12 protein-coding genes are annotated in these 13,628 nt (G+C 62.0%); 2 read left to right on the top strand and 10 right to left on the bottom strand.

Translation table 11 applies throughout. The features are described from left to right. Positions 1-86: 86 nt before the first annotated feature. From LGH70_RS15680 to LGH70_RS23865, 5 genes are all read right to left on the bottom strand, one after another. Positions 87-854, bottom strand: a complete 768-nt coding sequence (locus tag LGH70_RS15680) for a TatD family hydrolase (RefSeq protein WP_226187432.1) — start codon at positions 852-854, stop codon at positions 87-89. Between the two features lie 63 nt (positions 855-917). Beyond that, entirely contained in the window at positions 918-2,021 is a 1,104-nt protein-coding gene (locus LGH70_RS15675) for a glycosyltransferase (protein WP_226187430.1), read from the bottom strand. A 9-nt stretch (positions 2,022-2,030) separates the two neighbouring features. Further along, complete coding sequence (locus LGH70_RS15670; protein ID WP_226187428.1) at positions 2,031-2,669, bottom strand: polysaccharide deacetylase family protein; 639 nt, start codon at positions 2,667-2,669, stop codon at positions 2,031-2,033. A 42-nt stretch (positions 2,670-2,711) separates the two neighbouring features. Next, positions 2,712-3,854, bottom strand: coding sequence for a glycosyltransferase family 4 protein (locus tag LGH70_RS15665; RefSeq protein ID WP_226187426.1), 1,143 nt, complete (start codon positions 3,852-3,854; stop codon positions 2,712-2,714). A 66-nt stretch (positions 3,855-3,920) separates the two neighbouring features. Next, positions 3,921-5,444 (bottom strand): oligosaccharide flippase family protein, encoded by a 1,524-nt coding sequence (locus tag LGH70_RS23865; RefSeq protein WP_348533750.1) that lies wholly within the window; start codon positions 5,442-5,444, stop codon positions 3,921-3,923. A gap of 157 nt (positions 5,445-5,601) precedes the next feature. Here LGH70_RS23865 and LGH70_RS15655 point away from each other — a divergent pair, with 157 nt between their 5' ends. Further along, positions 5,602-6,690: a GumC domain-containing protein gene (locus tag LGH70_RS15655; RefSeq protein ID WP_226187422.1), complete on the top strand. Its 1,089-nt coding sequence runs from the start codon at positions 5,602-5,604 to the stop codon at positions 6,688-6,690. Between the two features lie 7 nt (positions 6,691-6,697). After that, entirely contained in the window at positions 6,698-8,152 is a 1,455-nt protein-coding gene (locus LGH70_RS15650) for an O-antigen ligase family protein (protein ID WP_226187421.1), read from the top strand. Positions 8,153-8,246: 94 nt separating this feature from the next. On the opposite strand, the gene LGH70_RS15645 is transcribed toward LGH70_RS15650, so the two are convergent. The 5 genes from LGH70_RS15645 to LGH70_RS15625 all read right to left on the bottom strand — a co-directional run bounded on the left by LGH70_RS15645 (position 8,247) and on the right by LGH70_RS15625 (position 13,569). Next, the gene (locus tag LGH70_RS15645; protein WP_226187419.1) at positions 8,247-9,500 is read right to left on the bottom strand and encodes a PP2C family protein-serine/threonine phosphatase; all 1,254 of its coding nucleotides are present in this window, start codon (positions 9,498-9,500) and stop codon (positions 8,247-8,249) included. 89 nt (positions 9,501-9,589) lie between these two features. Further along, on the bottom strand, positions 9,590-10,774 hold the full coding sequence (locus LGH70_RS15640; RefSeq protein ID WP_226187416.1) for an ABC transporter permease: 1,185 nt from the start codon (positions 10,772-10,774) through the stop codon (positions 9,590-9,592). A 2-nt stretch (positions 10,775-10,776) separates the two neighbouring features. Beyond that, a complete protein-coding gene (locus tag LGH70_RS15635; protein WP_226187413.1) occupies positions 10,777-11,034 on the bottom strand; it encodes a hypothetical protein in 258 nt (85 codons plus the stop codon). Positions 11,035-11,146: 112 nt separating this feature from the next. Further along, positions 11,147-11,668, bottom strand: coding sequence for a c-type cytochrome (locus tag LGH70_RS15630; protein WP_226187410.1), 522 nt, complete (start codon positions 11,666-11,668; stop codon positions 11,147-11,149). 122 nt (positions 11,669-11,790) lie between these two features. After that, positions 11,791-13,569 (bottom strand): tetratricopeptide repeat protein, encoded by a 1,779-nt coding sequence (locus LGH70_RS15625; RefSeq protein WP_226187407.1) that lies wholly within the window; start codon positions 13,567-13,569, stop codon positions 11,791-11,793. Between the last annotated feature and the right edge of the window lie 59 nt (positions 13,570-13,628).

Below are 13,628 nucleotides of genomic sequence, written 5' to 3'. Positions count from 1 at the left end.
GAAATGGTGATTTAGCGACTTAGTGAGTTGTCGTTCAATTTTGCGCAGTTAAAACATCAAAATCACGAACTCACCAAGTCATTAAATCACATATTGAAAAGCGCTTGGGCGTTGCGGGTGGTGGCTTCGGCAACTTCCTCGGGGTCTTTGCCCAGCAGCTCGGCTACGCGGCGTGCTATCAGGGGCAGGTAGGACGGCTCATTGCGCTTGCCCCGGTGGGGCACGGGGGCCAGGTAGGGGCAGTCGGTTTCGAGCAGCAGGTGCTCCAGGGCAATATCGGGCAGAAACTGGTCGGCACCGCCGTTCTTGAAGGTTGTCACGCCCCCAATGCCCAGCTTAAAGCCCAGGCGCAGCACACGCGCGGCCTCTTCCTTGGTACCGGAAAAGTAGTGGAACACGCCCCGCAACGAGCCATCCTGGGCGGCTTCGATGATGTCGGCGGTTTCCTGAAAAGCGTCGCGGGTGTGGAGCACGAGCGGCAGGTTGTGGGTTTTGGCCAGGGCCACCTGCACGCGCAGGGCCTCCTGCTGCTGGGCCAGCGTGGTTTTGTCCCAGTACAAATCAATGCCGCACTCTCCTACTGCCGCAAACGGCCGCTTGCCCAGCCATTCTTCCACCAGGTACAGCTCCCGCTCGAAGTCCTTGCCCACCGAGCACGGGTGCAAGCCCATCATGGCAAAGCACTGCTGCGGAAAGCGGGCCTCGGTTTCGAGCATGCTATCGATGCTAGTGTGGTCGATGTTGGGCATGACGATGGTCGTGACGCCGGCTTCGTAGGCGCGGTGCAGGGCCTCGTCACGGTCCGTTTTGAACTGCTCGGAATAGATATGGGCGTGCGAATCGGTGAGGTGCATGGTTGATTTTTGGTCGTTTGTTGTTGGCTTTTGGCCGCTAAAAGCAGAGCCAAAGCCAGATTCTTATTGGTATAAACGGCCTTTCCAGTCGAAAGACACGGGCAGCAGCCGAAATACGGCCAGCCCCAGGGTCAGGGCCACGGTATACAGCTCGAAAGCCGGCAGCAGGTGCCAGGGCATGCGCAGCCCAGCCCGGCGGTAGCAGCCATAGGCCAGCAGCCCCTGCAACGCTATTTTTATACCCAGCACGCTGAGCGCGGCCAGCGGCCCGGCCACCCAGGCCAGAACCAGCAGCAGCGGGTAGAACATGGCGTAAAAAATCAGTCCGCTCTGTAGCCACCACGGTAAAGCCTCCACGCCCCGCAGCCAGCGCCGCCGCTGGTGCAGCAGGCGCCGCGGCGTGCCGATGGGCAGCGAAAAAGCCAGCGCCTCGGGCCGGTACACGTTGCGAAACGTGAAGCCCCGGGCCAGCACGGCCCTAAACAGCTCAAAGTCTTCGGTGACGGAAAACGGCAGTTGCTCGTAGCCGCCGGTAGCTTCGTAGGCAGCCCGCGTCACGAGCATGTTGTTGCCCATCGCCGTGACGGGCCGGCCCAGGTCGGAAACGACCTGCACCAACCCCAACGACTGCAGCCAGTCGAGCCCCTGCAGCCGGTCGAACAGCCGCGGGCCGTGCACCACGGTCAGGCCCGTGACGGTACCGACTTCCGGCCGGGCAAAGGGCAGCAGGGCCTGAATCCAGCCGGCGGGCACGGCAATATCGGCGTCGGTAATAAAAAAGAACTCAGACGTAGCTACCCGGGCCAGGTGGGCCAGCACGTTGGCCTTGCCGCGGGCCGAGCCCAGCGTTTCGGTAATGGTAAGGCAACGGAACCGGCCTTTGTAGCCCTGCATAGCCTGTTCGGCCACGGCGCGGGTCTGGTCGGTGGAGGCATCGTCGCCGAGCAGCACTTCCACCAGCTCGGGCGGGTAGCTCAGCTGCCGGATGGCGGCGAGGCAGCGCGCAATGGCAGCTTCCTCGTTGCGGGCCGCAATCAGGATGCTGACGGGCGGCAGCGGGGCCGCCAGCGGCGCGGGCGCGGGCCGCCGCCGCACCCAGAACAGCAGCGTGGATGTGGCCAGCACCAGAAACCACAGCGTGAAATAGCCCGTCAGAAACCCTTCCATCCGTCTGGTTTACAGCAGCTCGAAACGAAAGCCCAGCTCGGCGAAATGCGCCAGGTAGCGCGGCAGCACGTAGCGCAGGTTGCGGCTGGCCTTCAGGCTGTCGTGAAACACGACCACCGAGCCGGGCCGGGTGAGGCGCAGCGCGTCGCGCAGGCACTTTTCGGGGGCGTAGTCCCGGTCGTAGTCGCAGGTCAGCAAATCCCACATGACGATGCGATAGTCGGGCGCCAGGTGGCGGTTCAAAGCGGGCGTGAGGCGGCCGTAGGGCGGGCGGAAAAAGCGCGGCGCCCCGGCCGGCAGCACCGCATTGAGGGCCTGCTGGCAGCGGGCAATATCCGCGTAGTAAGCAGCAGCCGGAGTGCTCCAGCCGCTGAGGTGGTGCTGGGTATGGTTGCCGAGCTGGTGGCCGGCAGCCAGGGCCTGGCGGGCAATATCGGGGTGGCGCTCCAGGTTGTCGCCAACGCAGAAAAACAGGGCTTTGGCGTCGAATTGGGCTAACTGCTCGAGTACCCAGGGCGTTTCCTCCGGAATGGGGCCGTCGTCGAAGGTCAGGTACAGCGTTTTCGTGGCCGCCTCCGCATGCGGGCCGCGCCAGATGGTGTTGGGCAGCCAGCGGTGCATTACTTCGGGCAGACGATGCAGATGCATGCGGGAAACGGTGAAATAGTGACGTGGTGAAATGGTGTGTTTTTACTCGGGCAGACGCCGGGCTGTTACCTCAACAATATTCTGCCAGATTTGCTCCGCGCTGCGCACCCACGAAAACCGGCGCACGTTTTCCAGGCCCTTGCGCACCAATTCGGCCCGCAGCGCCGGCTCGGCGTCGAGGCGCGTGAGGCCGGTGGCAATAGAATCAACGGACAGCGGGTCGACGAGCAGGGCGGCCCCGCCGGCCACTTCGGGCATGGAGCTACAGTTGCTGGTGAGCACCGGCGAGGCGCAGGCCTGGGCCTCGATGATGGGAATGCCGAAGCCCTCGAAGTACGGCACGTAGACGGTGGCCAGGGCCGCGGCGTAGAGCTGCACCAGCTCCACATCCGTCACGCGGCCGGTGAGGTGCACGGCCGCGCGGTGCTGCATCTGCTGGTAAGCATCGAACATGGGACCGGCTTTCCAGGCCGTGCGGCCCACAATGAGCAGCTTGGCCGCCGAGCCGGTGCGGGCCTTGAACTGGTCGAAAGCCCGCAGCAGGCTCACCAGGTTTTTGCGGGGCTGCAGGGCACCCACAAACAGAAAATACGGCGCGCCGGCGCTGAAGCGGCTGCGGACGTCCTGCTGCTCGTCGGCGGGCAAGGGCCGGAAGTGGGCGTCGGCGGCGTTGTACACCACCCGGATTTTGTCGGGGCTGGTGCCGTAGGTCTGGGTCAGGTCCTGCTTCGTAGCTTCCGATACGGCCAGGATCCGGGCCGAGGCTTGCACGAACTTCGGCGTGAAATAATGGTAATACCTGCGCTGCAGCCAGCCCACATCCTGCGGAAAATGCTCGAAGGCCAGGTCGTGAATAACGGTGATGCGTGGCACGCGGGTACGCAGCGTGGTAAAGCCGTCGGGGCTCAGAAACACGGCCGGGCGGTTCTTATTCAGCCAGACAGCCACGGCCCCTTCGAACCAAGCCACGAACAGAAACGGGTGGCGGGCCGGGGGCTGCAGCACGTGGGGCACTACGTTGTCGGCAAACAGGTAGCGCGGGTCGTAGGCGCGGTCGAAGAGGAAGTGGAAGGTATGCTCGGGGTGCTGGCGAACCAGGCGACTGAGCGTTTCGAAGGTGAAGCGGCCGATGCCTTCGAGCTTGTCGCCGGGCAGCAGGAAGCGGACGTTAACGGCAATGTTCAACGGGCTGGATGATTCGGAGGCGCTAAGATGCCCGTTTTTTGAAAAATATTTGGCGGCGGGGCCCGCTTAGCGGCGCAGAGCCCTGAGCTCGGCCAGCCGCACAGTGCCGGTGGCAAACAGAATGCCCACGAACACCAGCCCCGCTCCCACCGCCTCCAGCAGCCACTGATTCAGCCACAGCCGCAGGCCCCAGAACACGCCGCACAGCAGCCCGAAGGCCAGCAGCAGCCGGGCAATGGTAGCCCAGGGAATGGCCACCCCAGCCCTGCGCTGCACCAGCCATAAGTAGCCCCCCGAGACGAACACGACGCAGAGCAGCGTGTTCAGGGCGGCAGCCACGGCGCCGTAGCGGGGCAGGAAAATGAGGTTGAGCACCACGTTCAGCCCGATGCTGCCCGCCACGAGCCAGCTCACGGGCTTTTCCTGGTTGGTGCTGGTGAGCAGGGTGCTGTAGATGGCAAAAAAGGCGTGGACCAGCACGTTCACGAACAGGATTTTCAAGCTCAGCGTCATGCGTGCCAGCTCGGGGCCGGTGCTGTGGGTAAACTGCCAGAACAGCACCTCGCCCCGGAACAGCACGAAGGCACACACGAACAGCAGCGGCACCGTCACGACGCGCTGCCCGAACCAGAGCAGCTCCTGCTGCTCCTCGCGCTTGCCGGTGGCAAAGGCAAACTTGGCGAAAAACAGCGGCAGCACCGTCCAGAGGTACATCATAATGGCATCGACCCAGCGGTAGGCCGCCGCGTAGTAGCCCGCCTCGGCCGGCGAGGCCAGGCGCTCCAGCATCAGCATATCCACCCGCTCGTTCAGGCCATATACTAACGTAATGAGAGCCAGCGGCAAGCTGGCTTTGAGCAGGCCGCGGGCATGGTCCCACTTCAGCTTGAAGCGCACCCGACCATAGAGCTTGGTCACGAGGCCGTAGAGCACCACGAAGGTAAAGAGCACCGCCACCGAGCGGGCCCCCACGTAGCGGTCCAGGGTGATGCCCACCGGAATGAGGGCCAGCACGAACACCAGGAGCAGAGCTTTTTCCAGCACCGAGAGCAGCGCATCGGTATTGAAGCGCTGGTGAGCCTGCAAAGTGCCGCGCAGAAACTGCGTGTACTGCGTCACGAGCAGGGAGGCGCCGGTGAGGGCCAGCAGCGTAAGCGTGTGGCCCCGGTAGCCCAGCAGCCAGCCGCTGCCCACCATCAGCCCCATAAACAGCACCGAGAGCCAGCCCTTCAGCGGCAGCAGCGTGGGAAAGTACTCCGTCAGAAAATCCGGATTGGCCGCTACCCGCTTGGTCGTCAGCTGGGTGGTACCCAGGTCCGACACCGAGGCCACAATCAGCGTCCAGTTGAGTAACGCCGTGAAGGTGCCAAACACCGCGTGGCCCAGCCGGTCCTGCACCAGGTTTTCCACTACCACCCAGCCGGGCTTTACCAGCAGATTGAGCAGCACGACGAAGCTGATATTTCCAAAAAACTTTTTGATACGGCCTGGGCGTAGGTGGGGGCCAAAATTAAGTAAAAACCCGGGGGCCGGCCCATAATTACGGCAAAGCTTTGCGGCAGCCCGGTTTTCGGCCGTTACCCCAGGCACATTTCACCCGCCGGGCAGCAGTTTGCAGGCCGGGCGCTTTTCGTAGCCGGCGCCGCCTGCGGCCCTATTCAATGCGCGGAATTTGAAGTAGCTTTGCCCCCAATGCAGTTGGCCGAAAAACGGCCGAAACTGTGCCCGTTGTCCTTTTACTTGTTGCATGTCATCCCGCTCCTATTCGCTACTGGGCCTCTGGCCCGTTGTTAACCGCTGGAAATATCTCGTTGCCGGGGCCGCAGCATTGGCGCTCATTATCAGTGTGATTGTCAGCCTGATGATGCCGAATATCTATAAGTCCACGGCCGTGTTCTACCCCACCAACCCCAACACCACCGACCCCGACCGGATTGTGTCGGACGGGGGCAAGCTGGAGCTGGGCGGCCGGGCCGAAGACCTGGACCGGGTCATTACCATCGGCGAGTCGCAGACGCTGGCCGAGTTGATTATCAAGCGCTTCGACCTGCACAAGCACTACAAAACCGGCAAGGCCGGCGACGACCTGGCCGACCAGGCCGCCCTGGATGAGTTCAACGGCAACTTCACCATCGTGCACAACGACCGGGATGCTATTGAGGTGAACTTCCTCGACCGAGACAAGATACTGGCCGCCCGCGTGGCCAACGCTATTGTGGCCGCCATCGACTCGATTAACCAGCAGCTGACCTTCGAAAACCGCCGTACCATCATCAACCTCTACCAGGGCCGCAAGGAGTTTCTGGAACGTGAATACAGCGCCGCCCACGACAGCCTGCTGGCAGGCCGCCGCCGCTACGGCATCTACGGCATGGAAAACGAGTCGCGCTACCTGGGCCGGGCCATTATTGAAACCGAAACCAAGCTGCGCCAGGCCGAAGGCGAAGGCAACACGAGCAAGGCCGCCGGCTTGCGCAAGGCCCTGCGCGGCCTCACCCAGGCCGACGGCGGCAACTTCCTGAACCTGGAAAACTACGTGAAGGGCACCGACCGCATGGCCACCGTGTACGCCCGCTTTGCCGACATTCAGGGACGCCTGATTGGGGCCCGCAACGCCTACGAAACTGCCAAGCTGGGTATCAGCGGCAAGATTTCGTCGATTTACAGCGTGCAGAAAGCCTTTCCGGCAACCAAGAAAACCGCGCCCGTGCGCTGGCTGATTGTGGTGTCGTCGGTAGTCGTTACGCTGGCGCTGTCCATCATTTTCATCACGCTGCTGGAGCTGTACCGCGGCAACCTGAGCGTCGGCCGCCCCGGCTCCGAGCCCCAGTATTAACCTCCTCATGGCCGCTACTACCCTGCTGGCGCGCCTGCGCCCCCGCGACCCGGCCCAACGCCTGTACGTAGCTTTCATTGGGCTTCTGCTGGTCAGCGGCACGGCGGCGGCCCTGCTGGAGGCGCCCCTGTGGCTGGCGCTGCCCGTGGCGGGCCTGGGCGTGGGCGTGCTACTGGTCGACTGGCGCTGGGTGTATTACGCCCTGTTGCTGACGCTGGCTTTCTCGCGGGAAATCCCCTTGCCCGGCGGCCTGAGCATGGACGTGCCTTCCGAGCCGCTGATGCTGATTCTGCTCGTGTGCTTCGGGGTGAGTGCCCTGCTGGGCCGCACGGGCGTGCCACTCCATATCTGGCGGCACCCGCTGGTTATCATCATCGGCCTGGCCCTGCTGTGGTCCACGGTATCGACGCTGTTTTCGGTCAGTACCGTCAAGTCGGTGAAGTATCTGCTGGCCAAAACCTGGTACATCGTGCCCTTTGTCTTTGTCACGGTGTCCATCGTGCGGCGCCCCGCCGACGTGTGGCGGCTGGTGGCTTTCTACGTGGCCGGGGCGGCGGCTACGGTGGTGTATACCACGCTGCGCCACGCTACCAAGGGGCTGAGCTTTGATTCCATCAACTGGGCCATTCAGCCGTTCTACATCAACCACGTGATATACGCGGTGGTGCAGGCCCTACTGATTCCCTACGTATTCTACGCCGCCCGCGACGCGCAGGGCACCCGGCGTCTGCTCTGGCGCATTGCCCTGGGCGTGCTGCTGTTCGGGGTGCTGTTTTCCTACACCCGCGCCTCCATGGCCTCTTTGCCCATTGCCGGCCTGTTTTACCTGGCCCTGCGGTTGCGGCTCACCCGCGTTATTCTGGCCGTGGCGGCTATTGTCACGACTATGGGGGCCACGTATTACATGCACAACAACAACTACATGCTGTATGCGCCGGATTTTGAGAAGACGGTCTTCAACGGGCACAACTTCGAAAAGCACCTGGAGGCCACCTACAAGCTGCAGGACGTATCGGGCATGGAGCGGGTGTACCGCTGGGTAGCCGCCGCGCGCATGATCAGCGAAAAGCCCGTAACGGGCAGCGGCCCCAGCACCTTCTATCCCGAGTATAAGAAGTACACGGTCAAGAGCTTCCGTACCTACGTGAGTGACAACCCGGAGAAGTCGACCACCCACAACTACTTCCTGCTACAGCTGGCCGAGCAGGGCTTTCCGGGCTTTCTGCTCTTCGCGGTGCTTTTCGGTACGGCCCTCGTCACGGTCGAGAATCTCTATCACCGTAGCCGCTCGCCCCAGAACCGGCGCGTGGTGCTGGCCGCGGGCCTTTCCCTGGTCGTCATCATCTTCCACCTGCTGCTCAACGAACTGGTAGAAGTCGACAAAGTAGGTTCCTTCTTCTACATTGCCCTGGCCCTGCTCATGCGCGCCGAAGGCTGGATTGCGGAGGAAAAGGTGAGTTAGCGAGTTTGTTGTTCTATTCCTCCCGTCATACGCGTACGAAGCCGTCCTGCCTTTGACACGTTTTCACGACTCACTAAATTACTAACTCGCTAACTTACTTAAACCGGCAGCTGAGGATGGTGATGTCGTCGGCGAACTGGTTTTTGGTAACGCTGAATTCCTCGATTTCGCGGAGCATTTCCTTGTGCAGGGCCGTCAGGGGCAGGTAGCGGTTGCGGGTCATTAGCCGGATGAGGCCTTCCTCGCCGTACTCGGCCCCGGCTTCGTTGAACACTTCGGTCAGGCCGTCGGTGTAGCTGAGCAGCAAAGAATGCGGGGGCATCTGGGTTTCGCCGACGGTGAGCATGGGCAGCTTTTCCATGATACCCAGCATGACGGTGCCTTCCTTCAGGTACTGAATCGGGCCCGAATCGGGTATCAGAATCGGGTCGTTGTGACCGGCATTGACGTACTGCAGGTGGCGCGTGGTGCGGTTGTAGATGCCAAAGAACACGGTGATGAACTTCTCCCCGCCCGAGTTGCGGAACAGCAGGTGGTTGAGCTCGTGCACAATGGTGGCCAGCTCCACGTTCTGCCGCAGCAGGGTGCGCAGGCCGGCCTGGAAGTTCGACATCAGCAGCGATGCCGGCACGCCCTTGCCGCTCACGTCGGCCACGCAGAACAGAAACCGCTCCTTGTCGATGCTGACCACGTCGTAATAGTCGCCGCCGATGGCGGTGTGGGGCACGTAGCTGGCGTGCACGGCCACCTGCTCGTCGTTGGGCAGCTTGCTGGGAAAGAGCAGGTTCTGCACTTCCTGGGCAATTTCGATTTCCTTGCGCATGGCGGCCGCCGAAATCCGCTGGCGGTTCAGGCGGCGGTTTTCAATGGCCCCGATGAGGATGTTGCTCAGCGTTTCCAGAAACTTATTAGCCTCGTCGTTGGCATAGTCTTCCTGCACGCTGCCGATCATCACGTAGGCCGACACGGTATCCTGGTGGCCCACCGGAATGATGGTTTCGAGCTTCTGCCACTCCGGGCCGAGCGGCAGGCTGGCTACCGGGTAGGGGCCCGACAGGCAGGTGTCGATAATTTCGTCGGGCAGCTCAATCTTGCGAAAATCAGCCAGCTGGTGGCCGAAGGAAACCATGCACTGCCACTGGCCCTCATCCTTGACGTAGAGCACCATGCGCCGGATATTCAGCTGGCCGAGCAGGGTAAACTGGAAGATCTTGTAGAGTGTATCCTCGGTCGTATCCTGGTTAATGGCCTGCGTGATTTCCAGCAGCGCACTGAGCTCCTGCTTTTTCAGCAGCAGCATCTTGCGCAGGCTCAGCACATCGGGATGAACGTGGTTCGAATCAGGCATTTCAGTTGGTTTTTGGTAATTGGTTTCTGGTTTTTGGTTGTGAGGATTCTGACATGAGCCAAAAACCAGAACCAATTACCAAAAACCACTCAGCTTTCCAGCGGGGTTTTAGGGTCGTAAGCGTCGCGCAGGCCGTTGCCGAGCAGGTTGAAGCTGAGCACCAGCAAACTGATGGCCAGCCCCGGCAGCAGCGTCAGCCACAGGCCGGCCTCAGTGCCCAGCAGCTGAAAGCCTTCGTTCACCATCAGCCCCCACGAGGGAGCCGGCGGCTGCACGCCCAGACCCAGAAAGCTCAGGCCGGCTTCCAGCAATATTGCTGCCGCAAAGTTACTGGTTGCAATAACTATCAGCGGGCCGGTCATATTGGGCAGCAGGTGGCGGGCAATCAGGCGGCTCTGGGGCAGCCCCAGCACGCGTCCGGCCTCCACGAAGGTTTTTTCGCGCAGGCTCAGCATTTGGCCCCGCACCACGCGGGCCACATCCACCCACATGGTGAGGCCCACGGCCACAAATGACGTCCAGACGCCCTTGCTGTCGAGGGCCAGGGAAATGGCAATGACGAGCATAATGCCCGGAATGCTCCACACCACGGTCATCACGCCCATCAGCAGACTATCGACCCAGCCGCCCACGTAGCCGGCCACGGCCCCGATAAGCATGCCCAGAGCCAGAGAAATAAGCACCGCCACCAAGCCGATACCCAGCGAGATGCGCGTGCCCAGCAGTAGGCGGCTCAGCGTGTCGCGCCCGGCCTTGTCAGTGCCCAGCCAGTAGGTGCGCTTGATAATCCGCTCCTGCTCCACTACGCGGCGTAGCTCGGCCACCGAACCCGTTTGGCCCGCTACTTCCGCCAGTGAGTAACGCTGGGGCGCATCGGCCAGGGCGCTGTGGTTCTGGTAAGGCTGAATCAGGACCGAGTCGCCGACGCCCCGGTAGCCCCCGATGGGAGACTCCTCAAACCGGTTTCCGCGGCCCTGCCACCAGGTGCGCCAGATATTGTCGGGAGCGGTGGGGGCTTGCTGCAGGGGCCGGCGCAGAATGGTGGCCGTGAAGCCGGGCGGCTCCTTTTGCAGCTGCACCAGGCTGTTGTTGGCGTCGGGCGAGTTGTCGGGCAGCACCCAGTAGCCCAGCAGCGCCACCAGGGTGCAGAGCACAATAAAGCCCAGCCCCAGCATGGCGGGGCGGTTCTGGAGCAGGCGCTGGCGCACGTAGTAGCCCGGCGGCCGGGCCGGCGGCGCGGCGGCCGTAGCGCGAGAAGGGGCAGCGGTGGCCACCTTTAGCGGCTGTTGTGGGCCAGCAGGCCGGGCTTGGTGGCCAGGAAGTAACAGTCGCGGACCAGGGCGCCGAAGGAAGTGATTTCGTAGGCCAGCTCGGTATCCGGATCGGGGTAGAAGCACTTGATGTAGTCCTGCTCCAGCAGCAGGCGCAGGTTGCGCTCCAACTCAGAGGCGGGCAGCTTGGTTTTCTCGCTCAGGGTTGAGAAGGGAGCAACGAAGTAAAGCTCGTCGAGAATATCGTATTCGGTGTCGGTCACGGGGCAGCGGGGCAGGTGAAGAAAACAAATGTAACTCCGTGCGGCGGGAAAGGGAAATGCGGGCGCAGGTTCGGCGAGCGGATAAGCACACTGCCTCAACTAGCATGCAGCATTAGTGAGCCGTTGGAGCATAAGCAACAGATGGGGCCCGATCTGTCGTCGCCTCAATGTAGGCTACAATACTCTTGATTTGCTTATCCGATAATTGGAAGCTGGGCATCTGTTGCTTCTGATACTTATTAAAGATTTTCACACCGTACTCATCACCATTAGCTACCATTTTGCTGGAATTCTTCACCCACGGAATGATCCAAGCAATAGGCCGCCGCTCGGTGATACCCATTAGCGCCGGGCCCACGACAACATCCCGCAGGGCGTGGCACTGAGCGCAATTCTGTGTGAACAATGCTTGTCCGGCCTGAATTACGGCTACTTGGGAGGAATCACCACTTAATGGAACCTGTAGGGCTTGCTGTAGAGCCAGTGAGTCGGCAACGGAGGTGTCCATCACACCACACCCAGTTACTCCTAGCTCATCCGAATAAGTCTCTTGCTGCTTATTCAGGGGCACAATGGAAATCAGGCCGGCCGCACTCAGCAGCAAACTGCCAATAGCCACTACAATAGCCAGCATACACACGGGCAACATCCAGGCAAAGTCGTACTTACGCATCGGGTTGGCGGCTCATCGAGCCCATTATTTTACCAGATAAGTACGCCCAGGAATAACGGAGAAACAACTGATTACACCCTGTTTTAGGGAGTATTTCTGTCGTAGCTTGGCCGGTTTTTTTCCGCCTCCGGCCAGGGCAGCCGCGGGGCCCCAACGGCCTGCAGAGCTACCTGTTTTGTCAGAAAATCCCGGGCGGCCTGCAATTCGGGCCGGGCGGAGCCGGTGGGTTGGGTAAAGGAGAGCAAATGGCGGTAGTAGCGCCGGGCTTTGGCCTGGTTGCCACTTTCCTCAGCAGCCCGGCCGGCCCCGTACACGCCGTTGAAGCGGTTGGGATGCTTGCGCAGGCTGGCTTCGTAGGCAACTAGGGCGTTGGCCGGTTGGCGCAGGGCCAGCAGCATATCACCCAGCAGCTCGCGGGCCGGCAGCAGCTCACTGGGCGTCACAGGGTGCTTTTCGGTGGCGTCTTCCTGCTCGGCGGCCTGGGTCATGAGCGTCAGCGCCTCCTGGTTTTTTCCCTGCATCAGCTTTATCCAGGCCTGGCCGGTGGTCAGTTGAACAGCTACCTGCCGGGCTTTGTAGTCGTCCTTCTGCCGCACTAATTCGTCGTGCAGACGGGTCAGCTCCCGGAGTTCGGCCTCGGCCCCGGGCTGGTCGGCGGTACGGGCCGCGCCCAGCAGGCGGGTAAAGTGCAGCATAGCCGCCTGCCACGGATACTGGGGCCACGGGAAGTCGGCTGCGTGGCTTTGCAGGCGGGCGGCGTCGGGCCACTGCTTGTTTTCCAGTACGTAGCGCGCCGGAATAGCGGCAAAGGCGTAGGCTACCTTAAAGTTGACGGGCGACACCGTGCGGATGGTTTTCAGATACTCCCACTGCTGCCGGGCCCGGGCGTTGTCGCCGATTTGCAGGTAAGCATAAGTGAGGTAGTCGAGGCCGTGCAGCTCCTCATCCCAGTGGCCTTCGATTCCCGCCTGCTCGGCATAGCACTGCGCCGACGACACCGACGCCAGATTGGAGGCAATGCACTCCTGCCACATGCCCAGCCGGGTGAAAATATGGGAGGGCATGTGCAGGGCGTGGGCCGAAGATGGGGCCAGAGAAGCATACTGCCGTGCCGCCGGCACGGCCAAAGAAGCCAGCGTGGGCGTGTCGTAGGCGTGAATGAGGTAGTGCACCACCCCCGGATGCGCCGGGTTGCCAGCATAGAGGGCCGAGAGAATAGTGCCGGCCTTTTTTTGCCGGGCATACGTGGTATCGGTGGGCGAAGCAGCGGCCGTCAGGGCCAGGGCATACAGTACGGTGGCTTCCGTATCGGTGGGGTATTTGGCGGCCAACTTTTGCATGGCCTGCTCGAAGCGCAGACACCGGGTCGGGTGGGCGACGGTGGCCCAATCCTGGTAGAACGCAGTCAGGGCGGCTACGTAATCGGCTTCGCGTGGCGAGGAAGCCGGCAGGGTCTGGGCCAGCTTCAGGGCGGCGGCACCCTTGCGCAGCTCGGGTTCGGCAGGTGGCGTCCAGAGCGGATGGAAATTGCTCATGGCCACGCCCCAGTAGGCCATGCGGCAATCGGGCTGGCGGTAGAGAATGGCGGCAAAAACCTTTTCGGCCTCGTCATACTCAAAGGAATGCAGCAGCTTGAGCCCAAGGTTGAAATCGGCCTGGGTGGTGGCGCCGCACGACACGGGAAACTGCACCGAACCCAGCTTGGGCTCGGCGGGCCCGCAGCTCAGGCGCCGGCCCGCTTTCAGGCTCAGCTCGTTCAGGGCCTTGCGGGAGGGCACCGCTTTTTTCTCGGTGCAGCCCCAGCCCAGCCCCAACAAGAGCAGGGAGAGCACCGGCCGGCATAGCACAAGCAGGATTTTCATGATCGAACCTCGCAAAGGTGAAAAGATCATTCGCCCAGCCCCAGCGCCTCTTATTTTAC

It is taken from the genome of Hymenobacter nitidus, assembly GCF_020447315.1.
Classification (GTDB): domain Bacteria; phylum Bacteroidota; class Bacteroidia; order Cytophagales; family Hymenobacteraceae; genus Hymenobacter; species Hymenobacter nitidus.
The sequence above is the reverse complement of the archived record's forward strand: the minus strand, read 5'-3'. Positions and strand labels throughout refer to the sequence as shown.